This is a genomic window from Pseudomonas petroselini, assembly GCF_045037875.1.
GTDB classification, from domain to species: domain Bacteria; phylum Pseudomonadota; class Gammaproteobacteria; order Pseudomonadales; family Pseudomonadaceae; genus Aquipseudomonas; species Aquipseudomonas petroselini.
Map to the genome: position 1 here is coordinate 925,617 of NZ_CP173614.1, position 17,802 is coordinate 943,418.

A 17,802-nucleotide genomic window follows, 5' to 3' on the forward strand; every position below is an offset into this window, starting at 1 on the left:
GTTTCAAAAGCAGGGTTTAATCAGCCCTTGCCCTTGGTCCGAGTCATATTCGGCCCGCCATTCTTCTCCAGATGCTCAATGATGATCCCTGCCACATTTTTCCCAGTGGTGGTCTCGATCCCTTCAAGCCCCGGCGATGAATTCACCTCCATTACCAGGGGGCCGTGGTTGGAGCGCAGGATATCCACACCCGCCACGCTCAACCCCATCACCTTGGCCGCTCGCAGTGCGGTCATGCGCTCTTCGGGGGTTATCTTGATCAGGCTGGCGCTGCCGCCACGGTGCAGGTTGGAGCGGAACTCCCCCGGCTTGGCCTGGCGCTTCATTGCCGCAATCACCTTGTCGCCCACCACGAAACAGCGGATATCGGCCCCGCCGGCTTCCTTGATGTATTCCTGCACCATGATGTTCTGCTTGAGGCCCATGAATGCCTCGATCACGGACTCCGCCGCTGTCGCGGTTTCACACAGCACCACACCGATGCCCTGGGTGCCTTCCAGCACCTTGATCACCAGTGGCGCGCCATTGACCATGTCGATCAGGTCGGGGATGTCGTCGGGAGAGTGGGCAAAGCCGGTCACCGGCAGGCCGATTCCCCGGCGCGACAGCAACTGCAGCGAACGCAACTTGTCCCGTGATCGGGCAATGGCTACGGATTCATTGAGGGGAAACACCCCCATCATTTCAAACTGGCGCAACACCGCGCAGCCATAAAACGTCACCGATGCACCGATCCGGGGGATGACGGCATCAAACCCTTCCAGCGGCTTGCCCCGGTAGTGGATCTGCGGCTTGTGGCTGGCAATGTTCATGTAGGCACGCAACGTGTCGATCACCACCATTTCGTGGCCACGTTCGATGCCGGCCTCAACCAGGCGGCGGGTGGAATACAGACGCGGGTTTCGCGACAGCACAGCAATCTTCATGCAGCACCTGGGGCAGAAATAGTGGAGACCGGGAACACCGGCTTGTCTTGAACGTACTTGATGCCGGGATTGACCACCAACTGGCCGTCAATCAAGGCCTTGGAGCCCAGCAACAGGCGGTAGCGCATGGCTTTGCGGCAGGCCAGGGTGAACTCCACCCGCCAGACCCGATCACCCAGCGCCAGCGTAGTGCTGATGACATAGCGCACCTGCGCATGACCGTTGGAGCTCTTGATGGTTTTCATCGTCACCAGGGGCGCTTCGCAGCGACGGTGACGCAGTTGCACCACGCTGCCCAGGTGTGCGGTAAAGCGCACCCAGTTTTCACCGTCGCGCTCAAACGGCTCGATATCGGTGGCGTGCAGGCTGGAGGTGCTGGCACCGGTGTCGATCTTCGCACGCAGGCCTGCCACTCCCAGGTCGGGAAGTGCCACCCACTCACGCAGACCCACAACGGTCAAATGGTCAAATGTCTTCAATATGGGTAACCGGTCAATTCGCCCAGGCCTGGGGTGAAACCTCGGCCAGGGCGTTGAATGCAGGCTTGGCGAACCAATAACCCTGCATCAGAAAAATTCCGCAGTCGGACAGGAAGTCGCGCTCGCCGGCACTTTCGATGCCTTCGGCGATGACAGTAACCCCCAACTGCTCACAGATTGTGACAATCCCTTGGACGATGACCTGACGGACACGATCCTGGTCAACATCGCGGATAAGCGCCATGTCGAGTTTGATCAGGTCAGGTTGGAAATCGGCCAGCAGGTTCAGCCCCGAATAGCCCGCGCCGAAATCGTCGATGGCGGTCTTGAAGCCGAATTCGCGGTATTCACGCAGAATATTGGTCAAATGGCGATAGTTATCTACATGCTCGCTTTCCAGTGTCTCGAAAATCAGTTGGTTCAGTGGAAAATTGTGTGCGCGAGCCGCTTCCAGGGTGCTACGGATACACAATTCCGGACGGTACACGGCATTGGGCATGAAGTTGATCGAAAGGTGGGTTTGCATCCCCAGGGCCGCCGCCCCGGCTATCGCCTGGGTTCGGCAACGTTGGTCGAAGCGGTAGCGGTTGCTTTCGTTGACCTGGTCCAGCACCGACAGCGCCCCTTCGCCGTGGGTGCCGCGCACCAAGGCTTCGTGGGCGAAGATCGAATGGTCCCGAAGGTCTACGATAGGCTGGTAGGCGAACGCAAAATCGAACCCCAAGGGCTCGCTTTGCTGGCAACCCACGCAGCGCTGGTTGGGCGAGGTGAGTGAAAGGGGGAAGTCGGTCACAGCGTATCCTCGCGAAAACAGGGTGCTACCTGGCGTATCTTAGGTGAGCCTTGGGGTTTATGCGTCGAAGGGTTTCAACGGTAAGGTTGCGACATTTTTCAGAGCGAGGAATTCAAGTGGCTCAAAAGCAGGAAGAGGAAGAAAAGGTCCGTCTGGACAAGTGGCTGTGGGCAGCGCGGTTCTATAAAACCCGTGCCTTGGCGAAGGCCGCTATCGAGAGTGGCAAGGTGCATCATCGGGGTGAGCGCTGCAAGCCGGGCAAGGAGCCGCGCGTCGGAGATGAGTTCCAGATTCGTACTGGATTTGATGAAAAGACGGTCGTCGTCCAGGCGCTTTCCATCGTGCGCCGTGGTGCGCCCGAAGCGCAGGCGCTCTACACCGAGACCGAAGCCAGTATCGCCAAACGCGAAAACGCGGCGGCCATGCGCAAGGCGGGCGCCACAGGCATGACCACCGATGGCAAGCCGAGCAAGAAACAACGTCGCGATCTCTTCAAGTTTCGCGGCAGTGGCAACGATGACTAGCCTCAATCGAACGGGCTTTTGTAGTGAGCGGGCTTGCCCCGCGCTGGAGTGCGCAGCGCTCCCTTTTTTGGGGCCGCTCCGCAGCCCCGCGCGAGCAAGCTCGCTCACCACAAATTATTGCGCAGTTCTAACGACGCTCATTCGCCTCACTACGGGTAGACGAGCAGCCAGCCCAAACAGCGGCGCCGATACCCGCGACAACCCACTCGATACCTTTGCCGCAAACGGCGTGTAATACCCCCAGCCTAACGCCAACAGCGCCAGCAACACCCCGCCGATGTAATCGTCCTGCCCCCAATGCGCCCCCGCTACCAGCCGAGGCATCATGAATAGCAGTGCCAGCCCCCAGATCACCAGAAGTTGCCCGAAGCGCCTGGCGAATACCGTCATGAACATCGCCCAGATCAACAACACCGAAGCATGATCTCCCGGGAAGCTCTGGCTCGAACGGTCCTTCAATTCCCAGGTCTTCTCCAGCCCAGGGAAATAGTCACTCATCTGCACCGCCCCGCTGATCACCATAGACGGGCTGCTGTGTTGCCAGCCCATTTGCGCGGCGAGTTTGGAAAACAGCATGCGGATAAACAACAACAGCAGCAGAACACCGACAAAACCTAACACTGCCTGGCGCACCTGCACGGCCTTGAACACCCAGTCACCACGAATCAGCAGTGCCAGCAGAATCACCCCAACCACCGCATCAAACGGCCGCAAACTGGCCACAGCCCATATGTGCAGCCACGTGGAGTGGGTTGCCAGCGGGTCATTCAGCAGATGAAACAGCCACTCGTCGAAAATCACACATAGCATCTGCCCCGTGGGCCACAGCCAAAAACACAGCAGTCCGATAGCGAGTAGATTGCAAAGAGCCCATCGCCGGAGGTTCCACTTGGCTTGGAACAAACCCGGATTGTTCATAAACTGTCCCTCTTCGCTCTATGAAGCTCTCTGTTTCCAGGAGAAAGCCGCACCAAGATGGTGCTAAAGCGTTTAATTTTATAAACCTTGTAATCATTTTGTCATCAATTCAGATACCCAGACCTATGACTGATCTACCGGATACCGACTTCACCCAACGCTTCATCTTCGACGAGAACGACGCCCGCGGCGAACTGGTCTCGCTGGAGCGCAGCTATGCCGAAGTCCTCGCCAAGCACCCCTATCCGGAGCCGGTCGCGCAACTGCTCGGCGAGCTGATGGCGGCCGCTTCGCTGCTGGTAGGCACCATGAAATTCGACGGTCTGCTGATTTTGCAGGCACGCTCCGAAGGCCCGGTTCCGATGCTGATGATCGAATGTTCCAGCGAGCGGGAAATCCGCGGCCTGGCCCGTTACGAAGCGGACCAGATTGCCCCGGATGCGACCTTGTCCGACTTGATGGCCAACGGCGTGCTGGCGATCACCGTGGACCCGACCGAAGGCCAGCGCTACCAGGGCATCGTCGATCTGGACGGCGAAACCCTGTCGGACTGCTTCACCAACTATTTCGTGATGTCCCAGCAAGTCGGCACCAAGTTCTGGCTCAATGCCGATGGCAAGCGGGCCCGTGGCCTATTGTTGCAGCAATTGCCGGCTGACCGCATCAAGGACGACGATGAGCGCACCGACAGCTGGCGCAAGCTGACCGCCCTGGCCGGCACCCTGACGGCTGAAGAGCTGTTGGGCCTGGACAACGAAACCATCCTGCACCGCCTGTACCACGAAGAGGCCGTGCGCCTGTTCGAAGAGCAGTCCCTGCGCTTCAACTGCAGTTGCTCGCGCGAGCGTTCGGCCAATGCCTTGGTCAGCCTGGGCCTTGAAGATGCGCAAAATCTGGTGGTTGAGCACGGTGGAAATATCGAGATTGACTGCCAGTTCTGCAACGAGCGTTACCTGTTCGATGCCGCCGATGTTGCCCAATTATTCGCGGGCGCAGGCATCGACAGCCCTTCCGATACCCGCCACTAAAACGTTTAAGCACAGGTAAATCACCTGACAAATGCCGGATTAGCGCTGTTCTGACGGGAGGGCCCTACTCTTTTTGGGCTTTTCTGGCATAATCCGGCCCACTTTTTTCGCGGTAGTAGTGCGCAACTTTCTACTACAAAACGTTTGGAGCACTCGGCCATAGGCCGACGGGGAACCTCATGACGCAAGCCAATAACGCCGTATACACCGATCTGAGTGTTGACGATCTGGTCAAAGAAGCCCTGCAGCGCGGTGAAGGCGTGCTTGCCGATACTGGCGCGCTGGTTGTCGAAACCGGTCACCGTACCGGCCGTTCGCCAGTCGATCGTTTCATCGTTGAAGAGCCTTCCACCCAGGACGCTATCGCCTGGGGCCCGATCAACCGCAAGTTCCCGGCCGACAAGTTCGATGCCCTGTGGGCTCGTGTCGAAGCGTTCAACAACGCGCAAGAGCACTTCGTTTCCCACGTGCATGTAGGGTCCGCCGAAGACCACTACCTGGCTGTGAAGATGACCACCCAGACTGCCTGGCAGAACCTGTTCGGTCGTTGCCTGTTCATCAACCCGGCAAAATACAACCCGGCCGGTCGTGATGAGTGGCAAGTGCTCAACGTCGCCAACTTCGAATGCGTGCCAGAGCGTGACGGCACCAACTCCGATGGTTGCGTGATCCTCAACTTCGCGCAGAAAAAAGTCCTGATCGCCGGCATGCGTTACGCCGGTGAAATGAAAAAAGCCATGTTCTCGGTGCAGAACTTCCTGCTGCCGGCTTCCGACGTACTGCCGATGCACTGCGCCGCCAACATCGGCGAAGCAGGCGACGTGACCCTGTTCTTCGGTCTGTCCGGCACCGGCAAAACCACCCTGTCCGCCGACGAAAGCCGTTACCTGATCGGTGACGACGAACACGGCTGGGGCGAGGGCGTAGTGTTCAATATCGAAGGCGGTTGCTATGCCAAGTGCATCGACTTGTCCGAGAAGAACGAGCCGGTCATCTGGAAAGCCATCAAGCACGGCGCTGTGTTGGAAAACGTCGTCATCGACGACGCCAAGCACGCCGACTACACCAACGTCAGCCTCACTCAGAACAGCCGCGCGGCGTATCCGCTGGAGCACGTCGCCAAGCGTTCCGAGAAGAACCTGGGCGGCGAGCCAAACGCGGTGATCTTCCTGACCTGCGACCTGACCGGCGTACTGCCGCCCGTGTCGATCCTCAGCGAAGAACAAGCGGCCTACCACTTCTTGTCCGGCTACACCGCACTGGTGGGTTCGACCGAAATGGGGTCCGGCGGCGGCATCAAGTCGACCTTCTCCACCTGCTTCGGCGCACCGTTCTTCCCACGTCCGGCTGGCGAATACGCTGAGCTGCTGATCAAGCGCATCCGCGGTTTCGGCTCCAAGGTCTACCTGGTCAACACCGGCTGGACCGGCGGCGGCTACGGCGTCGGCAAACGCTTCAACATTCCGACCACTCGCGGCGTGATCGCAGCGATCCAGAGCGGCGCGTTGATCGGTGCTGAAACCGAGCACCTCGACACCATCAACCTCGACGTGCCACTGGCAGTGCCGGGCGTTGAGACTGGCCTGTTGAACCCACGTAACACTTGGGCTGACAAGGCCGCTTACGACGAAGCGGCGAAGGCGCTGGCCGGTCTGTTCATCGAGAACTTCAAGAAGTTTGAAGTGAGCGATGCGATCAAGGCTGCGGGTCCTAAGTTGTAAGAGTCGATCGTTATGAAAAAGCCGCCTCTTGTGGGCGGCTTTTTTGTGGGTGCGATGTTAGCCGGCGATGTGCAAAACCACAGCGCCGACCAGCAGGCCCCCAGCAGGCCCATTGTTACGTCCATATGTTTGCAACACAGCTCGCCAACTTAGCGTAGATCCAATGTGGGAGGGGGCTCCCGATGGCGGTGTATCAGTCGCACATCTGCTGACTGACACTCTGCTATCGGGGGCAAGCCCCCTCCCACATTTGAGTTCCGGTGTGCCTGGAATTCATGTTTCCTCAGCTCAGGTTTTCCAGCGTCTGCGTATCCCAGCTATGGGTCTTGATAGCCAGGTAGAGCATGCCGATGGTCAGCGGCACTTTTTCGCCGCGCCCCTTGGCCCTGCGTTTGAGGAACACATCAAACACCGGCGGGTTGAAGTAACGATAAGTGTCGTAGTCACCCAGGTCGAGGGCAAATTCCTGCTCCAGCGCTTCCATCAGTTGCTTGGCCTCGCCGCCATCGCAACCGAGGTCGAAATTGAGTGAAGTTTGCAGGCGGATCGTCTTGTGTTTCGGCAGGCCGATTTCTTCGTGCAGCAGTTGCAGGAGTTGCTGCATGACGGGGTCTTCGGGGAAGTTGGGGGCGAGGTTCATGGTGGGGGCACGCAGGAGTGGGTGAGGGGGATGGTTGCGTTGGGGGCGATATTTGTTTCGGGTGATCAGCAAGCGAATGCCGTAGCTAAAAGCAAGCACCGGAATGCTGTCGAATTGTAGCTCGGTTATCCAGCGTGTGGCGCCAAACAGAAGTACTGGGCCTGCAACTATCAGGGTGAACCCAACCCATGTTCTGAGGGCAGGACGCTTGATCTTTCTGTCGAGCAATACGGCGAGTGTGACGAGGGTGATGAGAATGATCCAAGGAGCATATTCGGTCATCGTTTCATCCACCTTGGTAAGGTCGGACGAAGGCTGAGGGTGATCGCTGAGGGCTGACCCCAATGGGGTGATTACCGGGCACCCCTGCGAAGGTGGCGCCATAGTGGTCGATGTGTTGAGTCCTTTCGATGTTCACGGGTTTCTGCCGAGAAAGTGGAGACCGCGCTATTTTCATTCAGCAGCGGGTAACTTCTGTAGAGGGGAGAGTGGGTGTTTGAAGCAGTTTGGGAAGAGGATGTCGCAGCGTTTGGAGATTTCTTACAGCGGTTTCCGGCATTTATGGCTTGGCAGCGAGGCAACAGGTAAAAGCGGCCAAATGTGGGCGCCGAGCTTGCCCATGATGACAATGCTCAGGCGCTGGCAGGCCGACTCACACACCGCTCAAAAATCGCCTCCAACCCCCGGTAATCACACGCCACCGCATCAATATTCGCCGGTACCCACGCCGCGTGTTTGACCAGCCACCAGTTCACCGAAAAACCCGCGTTCACGATGATCTGTTCGAATAGGATCCGCTGCGCCCGGCCGTTGCCTTCTCGGAAGGGGTGGATGACGTTGAGGTCGCCGTAGGCTTTAGCAATCTGTGTGATCAACTCGGCCTGACTCGCGCCGACATACCAGTTCGCCTCTGCCATGCGCCGGATGATTTTCGCCGCTTCCGGCGGGATGCGTTCCGGGGTGCAGAACAGGGTGTCGCCTTTCTGGATGTTGACGCTGCGCAGTTCTCCGGCCCAGTTGTAGATATCGCCGAACAGGGTGCGGTGGATATGTTGCAGGCGCTCAAGATCGTAGGGCGGCGCGAAGAGGGGGAGGCTGCCTACGGCGATTTCGGAAAGCTCCCGCTCGGCCTGGTGCAGGCGCGTTTCGTCGAGCAAATCGAGGCGGTTGCGCAGGACGCTGCTACCGGGATAGCAGTACGGATCCTGGCCCACCCCGTATTTGTCGAGCATCAGCGTGGGGTGTTGCGGTACTTGGCGAGGACGGCTTCGCGGGTCGGCAAGGGTTTGTCGACGTCCGCCGGTTGGGTGTCGAACCCTTCCAGGCGCAGGCTGGCCAGGTAATTGGAACGGCGGATCTTGTGGTAGTGATCCTGTTTTTGCTCAAACGTCAGTTCGCTCATCGCAGCGTACTCCTGGGTGGCAAGGCTTGATTGTAGCGCAATGCTTCAATGGGCAGGCGGGATAAAAACCACGTCACATTTTGTGCAAAAAATCCGCCAGTAGCCTGATTTCAGGGTATGTTTCACCGCAAAATCTTGTAGGGCGATTCCGCCCACTACTTAAAGGGAAGTTAAGCATGGGTTTGCTGCGTATCGCCTCGGCGATGTCTTTGTGTGCGGTGGCTTTTTCGGTTCAGGCCGAGCAATTGCCGATTGAAGTGCTCAGTGCAGTGGTCAAGGATCAGAAGATCGCTGACGCCGAAGTGTTGCTGCAACGCAATGGCGCGCAGAACATAGTGGGCCGCACCAACGCCCAGGGTCAGGTGACGCTCACCAGCGAAGGTGCAGACGATGGCACCAACCTGCTGATCATCAAGAAGCCCGGCTACTCCAATCTGGTGGTGAAGTGCCCGTGCGCAGGCATGACGTATGCCATCAGCCCGGTAATGGAAAACCTCGACGGCCTGCGCGTGGTGCTGACGTGGGGCAAGACCCCGCGTGACCTCGACTCCCACATGATTTTCCCCGGCAATAACATCTATTTCGAGAACAAGAACGGCACCGATGCCGAGCTGGATGTGGATGACACCGACAGCTACGGCCCGGAAACCATCACCTTGCAGAAGAAGCACTACGGCGAAAGCTACGTGTACGCCGTGCACGACTTCAGCAATGGCGGCAATCCGGGCTCGCGTCAGCTGTCCAACAGCGAAGCCAAGGTGTTCGTGTACATGGGTCAATCGCTGGTGCGCACCTATTACGTGCCGAAAAACCGCAGCGGTAACCTGTGGACGGTGTTCCGCATGACCGGCAGCGGTGACTTCCAGGACATCAACACCTTCAGCGGCGTGACCGTGAATGCCGCGAGTGTACTGAACGAAGTCAAACCGTTGCTGGACGACAGCGTGGCGATTACCGCTGTCGCGGTCAGTTCTTCCGCACAAACCGATGCGAAACGTCTGAACCTCCAAGGTGAGGCGGTCTACCAGGCGGGTAACCTAGACCAGGCCATCGACCTGTTCCGTCAGGCGATCGAACTGGACAATGGTTTCGGCAAGGCCTACGGCAACCTGGGCCTGGCGTATCAGAAAGCCGGCAATACTGCCGAGTCTATCTGGGCCAACCGCAAGGCCATCGCCCTGGCGAACGGCGCGAACGCTGCGACGGTGCGGGCTGGCGCTTATTACAACATTGCGCGGATCTACGAAGCGGCAGGGCAGTTTGCCGATGCGTTGCGTCACTACCAGTTGGCCAAGGAACAGAAGGCCAATCCGGTGTATGACACGGCGATTGAGCGGGTGCAGAATCGCTGATTCAGCTGCCGTGCAGCGCTAAGGTGCAGGAGGGGGCTTGCTCCCGATGGTGGTGTTATCAGTACAGAGGTACTGCTGACACTCTGCTATCGGGAGCAAGCCCCCTCTCACATTTGGTTGGTGTTATTCCTACAACTGCATTCGACCTTGTCGCATTTGGCCCAAGGCCACCGCAGTACCCTGTGTATCATCCTGTCTCTTTTTTCCTCGCGACCTTTCTCGATTCGCTGAGATTCCCAGGCTATGTTTTGGAGCCAACTCAGCGGTCAATGGAGTGACAGCCTATGCACGACACCCTCCAGCAGGTCTTCGGTTATCCACAGTTTCGTTTGGGCCAGGAGCAAACGATCAGCGCAGTACTGGCCGGTCGTTCGGCGGCGGCAATTTTCCCCACCGGGTCGGGCAAGTCCCTGTGTTACCAGCTGTCGGCGGTGTTGCTGCCGCACCTGACAGTGGTGGTGTCGCCGTTGTTGGCGTTGATGCAGGATCAGTTGGGTTTCCTGCAGCGGCATGGCATTTCGGCAGGCAGTATCGATTCGGCCCAGAGCCGTGACGAGGCCAATGAGGTGATGGCCCGTGCGCGCTCCGGTGAGCTGAAAATCTTGATGATTTCGGTGGAACGCTTGAAGAACGAGCGATTTCGCAACTTCCTGCAAAGTGTGCAGATTTCGCTGCTGGTCGTGGACGAGGCGCACTGTATTTCCGAATGGGGCCACAACTTCCGCCCGGACTATCTGAAGCTGCCGGACTACCAGCGTCAGTTCAACATCCCACAAGCGCTGCTGCTGACGGCTACAGCGACGCCTAAGGTGATTGCCGACATGCAGGCGAAGTTCGCCATTGCGCCGGACGATGTGGTGACTACGGGCTTCTACCGGCCCAATCTCAACCTGTTGGTGGAGCCGGTCAGCGGCTCTGACAAGCGCCGACGCTTGGTGGAGTGGATGAACGAGCGCGCCAATCAGCCCAGCATCGTCTACGTCACCCTGCAGAAAACCGCGGAGCAGATTGCCGAGCACCTGAACCGTAATGGCATCCAGGCCGAGGCTTATCACGCGGGTTTACCTCACGATAAGCGCGAGGGCATCCAGCAGCGTTTCATGGGCGGGCGCTCCCATTGCATTGTCGCTACCATCGCGTTTGGAATGGGCATCGACAAGAGTGATATCCGCAACGTGGTGCACTTCGACCTGCCCAAATCCATCGAGAACTACAGCCAGGAAATCGGCCGTGCGGGGCGTGATGGGCAGCCGTCCGACTGCCTGGTGTTGGCCAACCGCGACAGCCTTAATGTGCTGGAAAACTTTGTGTACGGCGATACGCCCGAGCAGGACGGTATTCGCCGGGTACTCGATGGGTTGCAGGCAGCACGCAGTGAGGGGCAGTGGGAGTTCCTGCTGAGGTCGCTGTCGGACCACAGTAATATCCGCGAGCTGCCGCTCAAGACGTTGCTGGTGCAGCTGGAGCTCAAGGGCGTGATAGCGCCGCGCTACGCGTTCTACGCCGAATACCGTTTCAAATACCTGATCGAACCTGAGGCTTTGCTGGCGCGTTTCTCCGGCGAGCGACAACAGTTTGTCGCGGCGATCATCCAGGTCTGCAAACGGGCAAAGACCTGGGCGACGGTGGATTTTGACGCGCTTTATCAACAGCACAATGCCGAACGTGGGCGGGTGGTGAAGGCGCTGGACTATTTCCAGGAGCAGGGCTTGATCGAGCTGGAAAGCAAGCAGATGACCGAGGTCTACAGTTTGCTGAATACAGATTTTGACCCACAGGCACTGAGCGAATCGTTATACACAGGCTTCAAGCAGCACGAGGTGGGCGAAGTGGCGCGAATTCACGCCATGCTCGATCTGTTCGCCACCGAGCATTGCCTGGGGCAGCGCCTGGCGAAGTATTTTGGTGATGAAAACGCACCGCAACGTTGCGGTCATTGCTCGGTGTGTCACGGGCACGTTGCGCACCTGCCGCCACCGCCAAGCTTGCCGCCGCTTGTGGATAAAAACTTCATGGGACTGTGCGGTGATTTTATCCACAGGCATCATGAACACACCGGCCAACTGCCAGGTGCGGAACGCCTGACGCGTTTCCTTGGGGGCATCAGTGTGCCGTTGTTTACCAAGTTGAAGGCGCGGGGGATACCGGGTTTTGCAGCCTTGGAAGAGTACCCGTACGCAGCGGTAAGAACGTGGGCGCAGACGGGGCTGAGTGCTTTGGATCAGTAACCCTGTGTGAAGATATTTCCGGCTTGTCGTGTGGATTTCATCGGGGCTGATCAGCGAGTCGGATGACAGTCGCTATGCGTTCGGAATGCGAGTCTATGGGGCTCTATCTTTCTACATAGGCAATTCCCATGGACATCCCTTCACCGAAGCTTCTCACTGCATTACTGGCGTTCTGTGGTCTGGTGACTGCCTGGCCGCTGATGGCTGCTATCGAGCCGTTGAAAGACGCCGACTGTCGACTGATGACGGAGCGCAGTACCATCAGCGAGAAGAACCCGCTTGCGTGCCAGCGTTTGAGCCGGGTTACGTTCAGCTATGTGAACTTTGACGGTGTGCGCCAGGACGATGGAAGTATCGTGGTAATGGACGCCGTCGCGCCCTTTGTCCAGGAAATCTTCAGCGGCTTGTTGCAACGCGGGTTTCCATTGAGGAAGGCCGTACCGCTTGAGCATTACAAGGGTGATGACAAGGCATCGATGGATGATAACAACACCAACAGTTTCAATGGGCGAGCGCTGACAGGCCGCCCCGGCTGGTCTATCCACGCCTATGGTGCCGCCATTGATATCAACCCGGTGCAGAATCCGTACGTATCGTTCATGCGTGACGAAAAGGGCGAATACACAGGGATGGCTAAGATCGAGCCTAAGTCTGCGACGCCCGTGGGGCTCAACCGCCTCAACGTCCGTGCTGACGAGCCTGTCTACCCAGGTAGGACAGAAGATGTCATCGATCTGTTTGCTAACAACGGTTTTTTGACATGGGGGGGTTACTGGGACACCCGCATCGATTACCACCATTTCCAGATCGGCCGGGCGTCGTTCGCGGAGTACCTGGCCAGCGTTTCACCTAAAAAGGCAAAGCTGGCCATGGAGACCTATGTTCAGTCCTATCGAGATTGCGTGTCGACCTCGCTGGAGAAGGACCATGGCATGGCGCGTGCCGTCTGCGTACGCCAGGTAGTTGAGGCCAGCCCTGAGTAGGTGGTTGCGGGAGCGCTCGGAAACCCGTATCTAAGAGGCACGACTCTCCAGGGCCTCATCGATGACTCAAACCACGCCACAACGCTCGGACTACCGTCATTTTCAGCCGATCATCACGCGCTGGCACGACAACGATGTGTATGGCCATGTGAACAACGTGACCTACTACAGCTTTTTCGACACGGCGGTGAATACCTACCTGATCGAGCACGGTGGGTTGGATATTCATGACGGCGAAGTGGTGGGGTTTGTGGTGAGCTCAGCGTGCGATTACTTTGCGTCGATTGCTTTTCCCGAGCGCATTGAAATCGGCCTGCGGGTGGGCAAGTTGGGCAATAGCTCAGTGCAGTACGAGTTGGCGGTATTCAAGGCCGGCGAGGAAGAGGCCTGTGCGGCAGGGCGCTTTGTGCATGTGTTTGTGGATCGGGGGTCGAACCTGCCGGTGAGTATTCCGGGGTCGTTGCGTGAGGCGTTGCAGCGATTGGTGAGCTGACCTGATACCCCGAACACCGTGGCGCTAAGTGTCGGAGGGGGGATGTTGTGGTGAGCAGGCTTGGTGGTGAGCAGGCTTGCCCTGCGCTGGGCTGCGAAGCCGCCCCAAAACCTGACAATCAGTTCTGCCTGAAAGAACGCGGCGCCTGAGTCAGGGGCGCTTCGCGCCCCAGCGCGGGGCAAGCCCGCTCACTACGACAAACCCGCACACACCTTGGATGTGGGGTGTATTTCAGATGTTACCGGTGACGGTAGTGATGCTTGTTCTTGCGATGCCCATAGGCATGCCCGCGTCCACGATGGTCATCCCGGTCATAACGACGGTTATCACGCCCACGATAACGACGGTCATCGTCATCGCTCTTGTTGCCCATGTAGTTACCCAGCGCGCCACCTGCACCACCACCCGCGGCTGCGCCGATCAGGCTGCCGGTGTTGCCGCCCATGCTGCGGCCTACCACGTTACCGCCGGCTGCGCCGAGGGCACCGCCAATGGCTGCTTCGCCGCGGCTGCGCTTGTCTGCACCGACCGCACTGCCGCCTGCGCCGCCGAGGGCTGCGCCGATGGCCGAGCCGGTGTTACCGCCGATCTGTTGGCCGACAACCGAACCGAGTACCCCGCCCAATGCGCCGCCCACACCGGCTTCGGTGGTGCCACCGGCCATGGCTGCGCCACTGACCAGGCCAAGGGACAACAAGAGAATCGAGGAGAACTTCATAGAGAGACCTCAAGAGGATGACGGCGCGATCCTGAGGCTGTGTCGAGATTGTGACAATAGAAATCCGACCAGTAACACGAGTTGTACACAATTCTATAAGTTGCTGTTTTAACAAGGGAACTTAAGTTGAATTCGTCAGTCTTTAGCTACTTGGGAACGGCCGCTTTTATGCAAAAGCGGCCTTTTTTGTGCCCGCAATTCAGCATGATCAACACACCATTGTTGTAGTGAGTGGGCTTGCCCCGCGCCGGGCTGCGCAGCAGCCCCAATAAGAACGCCGCGTTGTCTCAGACACTCTGCGGCGCCTGGTTTTAGGGCCGCTTCGCAGCCCAGCGCGGGGCAAGTCCGCTCACTACAGGTCCGGTGATCAGGCCGAGCGTGCCATGATCAAGCCATTGTTACTCGCCGCTTCCAAACGGATCGCCACGAACTTCGACGTCGGCGTATGGCTGCCATCCCCGGTGCTTTCCAGCGGCACCAGCGGGTTAACCTCCGGATAGTAAGCCGCTGCCTGCCCTGCCGGGATATCAAACGCCAGCAAGGTAAAGCCCTTCACGCGGCGTTCACGGCCGTCTTCCCACAATGACACGATGTCGGCCTTCTGCCCCGGCTTGAAGCCCAGGCGAATAATGTCGGCTTCGTTGACGAACAACACATCACGCTGGCCCTTGACCCCACGGTAGCGGTCGTCCAGACCATAGATCGTGGTGTTGTACTGATCGTGCGAGCGCATCGACTGCATGATCAGGTCCGGCACGCGGCCGGTGGCGTGGGTGCGTTCGTGGATCAAATCCTTGGGCAGGATGTTGGGGCGGAAGTTGGCACGACCCGATGGCGTGTTCCAGCGGCGCGCACCGGCGGAGTTGCCCAAGTAGAAGCCGCCTGGGTTTTTGATCTTCTCGTTGAAGTCCTTGAAGCCTGGGATGGTGTCGGCGATCAGGTCGCGGATGCGGCTGTAGTCGGCCACCAGCCAGTTCCAATCCACCGGTTTGCTGCCCAGGGTCGCGGCGGCGATACCGGCCAGGATCGCCGGCTCCGATTTCATCAATTTCGACAGCGGCTGCAACTGGCCGTTGGAGCCGTGGACCATGCTGAACGAGTCTTCCACCGTCACCGCTTGCGGGCCTTCGGCCTGGATGTCGATGTCGGTACGGCCCAGGCACGGCAGGATCAGCGCGTCTTTGCCGTGCATCAAGTGGCTGCGGTTGAGCTTGGTGCTGATCTGCACGGTCAGGTCGCAATTGCGCAGCGCTTCGAAGGTGCGCGGGCTGTCCGGCGTGGCTTGGGCGAAGTTGCCGCCCAGGCCGATAAACACTTTGGAGCGGCCTTCAAGCATGGCGTGAATCGCTTCCACCACATTGTGGCCGTTGTCGCGCGGCACCTTGAATTGGAAGCGACGTTCCAGTGAGTCGAGGAACGCCACCGGTGGGCGTTCGTTGATACCCATGGTGCGGTCGCCCTGCACGTTGCTGTGGCCACGCACCGGGCACAGGCCGGCGCCCGGGCGCCCGATATTGCCGCGCAGCAGCATCAGGTTGGCGATTTCCTGGATGGTCGGCACCGAATGGCGGTGCTGGGTGATGCCCATCGCCCAGCACATGATCACGTTCTTGCCTTTGGCGTACATGCGCGCGGCTTGTTCGATCTCGACCAAGGGCAGGCCGGACTGAGCGACGATTTCATCCCACGAGGTGTCGTCGATCTTGCCCAGGTAATCCAGCACGTTGGTGGTGTGTTCGTTGAGGAAGTCGTGGTCGAACACGGCCTCTTTGCCTTCGGCCTGGGCCTCGCGTTCCCACAACAACAGGAACTTGGCCATGCCGCGCAGGATGGCCATGTCGCCACCCAGCGCCGGGCGGAAGTACGCGGTGTTGGTCGGTTTGTCGCCGTTGGTAAGCATTTCCAGCGGGTGTTGCGGATGCTGGAAGCGTTCCAGGCCGCGCTCTTTCAATGGGTTGATACACACCACCTGAGCACCGCGCTTAACCGCTTCACGCAGCGGTTCGAGCATGCGTGGGTGGTTGGTGCCGGGGTTCTGGCCCCAGACGAAAATCGCGTCGGCATGTTCGAAGTCATCAAAGGTCACGGTGCCTTTGCCCACGCCCACGCTTTGTGCCAGGGCAACGCCACTGGCTTCGTGGCACATGTTCGAACAGTCCGGAAAGTTGTTGGTGCCGTAGGCGCGCACGAACAGCTGATACAGGTAAGCCGCCTCATTGCTGGCGCGGCCCGAGGTGTAGAACTCGGCCATGTCCGGGCTGGGCAGGGCGTTGAGATGCTTGCCGACCAGGTCGAACGCCGCCTCCCAACTGATGGGCGTGTAGCGGTCGGTTTCGGCGTCGTAGCGCATCGGCTCGGTCAGGCGGCCCTGGTATTCCAGCCAATAGTCACTTTGCTCCAGCAAGGCCGTGACGCTGTGTTTGGCAAAGAACGCAGCATCCACACGACGCTTGGTGGCTTCCCAGTTCACCGCCTTGGCGCCGTTTTCGCAGAACTTGACCATGCCGCTTTCGGGCGAGTCGCCCCAGGCACAGCCGGGGCAGTCGAAGCCGCCGTTCTGGTTGGTCTTGAGCATCATGCGCAGGTTTTTCAGCGCATTGTCGCTGGTCAACCAGGCTTGGGCCACGCTGATCAGTGCCCCCCAGCCGCCCGCCGGGCCTTTATAAGGCTTGTAGCGCGGGGTTGGGGTTTGGTCGGCTTGATGATGATTGCTCACGGCTGGTTCTCCATCGCAGGGCTGTAGACCCGCGGCGCACTTTTCTGCGGCAGGTGGATGAGATTGAGGTTATGCCGGCGTGCCCATTGCAGGGCCAGGCCGGTGGGCGACGACAGGCTGACCAGGGTCTGGATGCCCGCACGCAGGACTTTCTGGATCAATTCAAGGCTGCAACGGCTGGTGACAATCGCCAGGCCGCCTTCGGTCGGAATCTTTTGGCGGATCAGCGCGCCGATCAGCTTATCGAGGGCGTTATGCCGGCCGATGTCTTCGCGACCCAGGAGCAATTCGCCTTGGCTGTTCATAAATACCGCGGCGTGCACGGCGCCGCTGTACTGGCCCAGGGGCTGGAACGCACTGATGCGCTGACGCAGGCCATCGAGCCATTCGGCGGGCGGCAGCGGCGCACCGGGCAGTACCTGAAGGTCTGGCAGCGCTTGTTCCACGGCTTCCACACCGCACAGGCCACAACCACTGGTACCGGCCAATTGGCGGCGTTGCTGCTTGAGGTTCCAGAAGGCGCGGCTGGAAATCTGCACCTGTGCATACTGGGTAGAGCCGGTTCCGCTGAGTTTCAGGTCATAAATATCGCTAACGTCGGCAATAATGCCGCTGCCGATGCTGAAGCCGACGATAAAGTCTTCCAGGTCCGTCGGCGTCACCAGCATCACCGCCTGGCTGATATCGTTGAAAGCAATCGCCAACGCCACTTCTTCCGCCAAGGCTGTGCTGGCGGATTCCGTGTGTTCGAGGTTGCAATACTGATAGCTCTGGCTGGCGGCGGGCGCGGGCGTTTCAAGAGCGGGCGCCGCGCAGACTGGGCGCTTGGCGTTCATGGGGCAGTACCACCGGCGGATTGGTCAGTGTTTAGACTAGGCGCG

Annotated in this window: 17 protein-coding genes; 7 read left to right on the forward strand and 10 right to left on the reverse strand. The window is 59.1% G+C overall.

Annotated features, from left to right (window positions below; genetic code table 11):
* Positions 1 to 20: 20 nt before the first annotated feature.
* From rimK to ACI512_RS04360, 3 genes are read right to left on the reverse strand one after another with little or no spacing between them, the layout of a single operon-like run.
* Positions 21 to 926, reverse strand: a complete 906-nt coding sequence (rimK, locus tag ACI512_RS04350) for a 30S ribosomal protein S6--L-glutamate ligase (protein WP_046034594.1) — start codon at positions 924 to 926, stop codon at positions 21 to 23.
* Complete coding sequence (locus tag ACI512_RS04355) at positions 923 to 1,372, reverse strand: ATP-dependent zinc protease (RefSeq protein ID WP_173390392.1); 450 nt, start codon at positions 1,370 to 1,372, stop codon at positions 923 to 925. The genes rimK and ACI512_RS04355 overlap by 4 nt, the downstream gene beginning before the upstream one ends.
* A gap of 46 nt (positions 1,373 to 1,418) precedes the next feature.
* Positions 1,419 to 2,198 carry an EAL domain-containing protein gene (locus ACI512_RS04360; RefSeq protein ID WP_012721688.1) on the reverse strand — a complete coding sequence of 260 codons (780 nt, stop codon included), beginning with the start codon at positions 2,196 to 2,198 and terminating at the stop codon, positions 1,419 to 1,421.
* A gap of 116 nt (positions 2,199 to 2,314) precedes the next feature.
* Here ACI512_RS04360 and ACI512_RS04365 point away from each other — a divergent pair, with 116 nt between their 5' ends.
* Positions 2,315 to 2,722: an RNA-binding S4 domain-containing protein gene (locus ACI512_RS04365; protein ID WP_012721689.1), complete on the forward strand. Its 408-nt coding sequence runs from the start codon at positions 2,315 to 2,317 to the stop codon at positions 2,720 to 2,722.
* Positions 2,723 to 2,836: 114 nt separating this feature from the next.
* Here the strand turns inward: ACI512_RS04365 and ACI512_RS04370 are convergent, their stop codons facing one another.
* A complete protein-coding gene (locus tag ACI512_RS04370) occupies positions 2,837 to 3,640 on the reverse strand; it encodes a phosphatase PAP2 family protein (RefSeq protein WP_012721690.1) in 804 nt (267 codons plus the stop codon).
* A gap of 125 nt (positions 3,641 to 3,765) precedes the next feature.
* On the opposite strand from ACI512_RS04370, the gene hslO reads away from it, so the two are divergent.
* Together hslO and ACI512_RS04380 are read left to right on the forward strand one after the other, a co-directional pair.
* Positions 3,766 to 4,668, forward strand: a complete 903-nt coding sequence (gene hslO / locus ACI512_RS04375; RefSeq protein WP_012721691.1) for an Hsp33 family molecular chaperone HslO — start codon at positions 3,766 to 3,768, stop codon at positions 4,666 to 4,668.
* A 179-nt stretch (positions 4,669 to 4,847) separates the two neighbouring features.
* Entirely contained in the window at positions 4,848 to 6,389 is a 1,542-nt protein-coding gene (locus ACI512_RS04380; protein WP_012721692.1) for a phosphoenolpyruvate carboxykinase, read from the forward strand.
* 283 nt (positions 6,390 to 6,672) lie between these two features.
* On the opposite strand, the gene ACI512_RS04385 is transcribed toward ACI512_RS04380, so the two are convergent.
* From ACI512_RS04385 to ACI512_RS04395, 3 genes are all read right to left on the reverse strand, one after another.
* Positions 6,673 to 7,029 carry a DUF1493 family protein gene (locus ACI512_RS04385; protein ID WP_043206099.1) on the reverse strand — a complete coding sequence of 119 codons (357 nt, stop codon included), beginning with the start codon at positions 7,027 to 7,029 and terminating at the stop codon, positions 6,673 to 6,675.
* Positions 7,030 to 7,661: 632 nt separating this feature from the next.
* On the reverse strand, positions 7,662 to 8,261 hold the full coding sequence (locus ACI512_RS04390; protein WP_236379592.1) for a putative adenosine monophosphate-protein transferase Fic: 600 nt from the start codon (positions 8,259 to 8,261) through the stop codon (positions 7,662 to 7,664).
* Entirely contained in the window at positions 8,261 to 8,431 is a 171-nt protein-coding gene (locus ACI512_RS04395; protein ID WP_003236014.1) for a YhfG family protein, read from the reverse strand. Before ACI512_RS04395 ends, ACI512_RS04390 begins: the two co-directional genes overlap by 1 nt.
* A 176-nt stretch (positions 8,432 to 8,607) precedes the next feature.
* On the opposite strand from ACI512_RS04395, the gene ACI512_RS04400 reads away from it, so the two are divergent.
* The 4 genes from ACI512_RS04400 (at position 8,608) to ACI512_RS04415 (ending at position 13,487) form a co-directional block, all read left to right on the forward strand.
* A complete protein-coding gene (locus ACI512_RS04400) occupies positions 8,608 to 9,783 on the forward strand; it encodes a tetratricopeptide repeat protein (RefSeq protein ID WP_236379593.1) in 1,176 nt (391 codons plus the stop codon).
* A 284-nt stretch (positions 9,784 to 10,067) separates the two neighbouring features.
* On the forward strand, positions 10,068 to 12,011 hold the full coding sequence (locus ACI512_RS04405; RefSeq protein WP_236379594.1) for an ATP-dependent DNA helicase RecQ: 1,944 nt from the start codon (positions 10,068 to 10,070) through the stop codon (positions 12,009 to 12,011).
* A 128-nt stretch (positions 12,012 to 12,139) separates the two neighbouring features.
* Positions 12,140 to 12,994: a M15 family metallopeptidase gene (locus ACI512_RS04410; protein ID WP_236379595.1), complete on the forward strand. Its 855-nt coding sequence runs from the start codon at positions 12,140 to 12,142 to the stop codon at positions 12,992 to 12,994.
* 61 nt (positions 12,995 to 13,055) lie between these two features.
* Positions 13,056 to 13,487, forward strand: a complete 432-nt coding sequence (locus ACI512_RS04415) for a thioesterase family protein (RefSeq protein ID WP_046034599.1) — start codon at positions 13,056 to 13,058, stop codon at positions 13,485 to 13,487.
* 238 nt (positions 13,488 to 13,725) lie between these two features.
* On the opposite strand, the gene ACI512_RS04420 is transcribed toward ACI512_RS04415, so the two are convergent.
* The 3 genes from ACI512_RS04420 to fdhD all read right to left on the reverse strand — a co-directional run bounded on the left by ACI512_RS04420 (position 13,726) and on the right by fdhD (position 17,757).
* Positions 13,726 to 14,205: a glycine zipper domain-containing protein gene (locus ACI512_RS04420; protein WP_012721700.1), complete on the reverse strand. Its 480-nt coding sequence runs from the start codon at positions 14,203 to 14,205 to the stop codon at positions 13,726 to 13,728.
* 367 nt (positions 14,206 to 14,572) lie between these two features.
* Entirely contained in the window at positions 14,573 to 16,921 is a 2,349-nt protein-coding gene (locus ACI512_RS04425; RefSeq protein WP_012721701.1) for an FdhF/YdeP family oxidoreductase, read from the reverse strand.
* A complete protein-coding gene (fdhD, locus tag ACI512_RS04430; RefSeq protein WP_064054138.1) occupies positions 16,918 to 17,757 on the reverse strand; it encodes a formate dehydrogenase accessory sulfurtransferase FdhD in 840 nt (279 codons plus the stop codon). The genes ACI512_RS04425 and fdhD overlap by 4 nt, the downstream gene beginning before the upstream one ends.
* Positions 17,758 to 17,802: the final 45 nt, after the last annotated feature.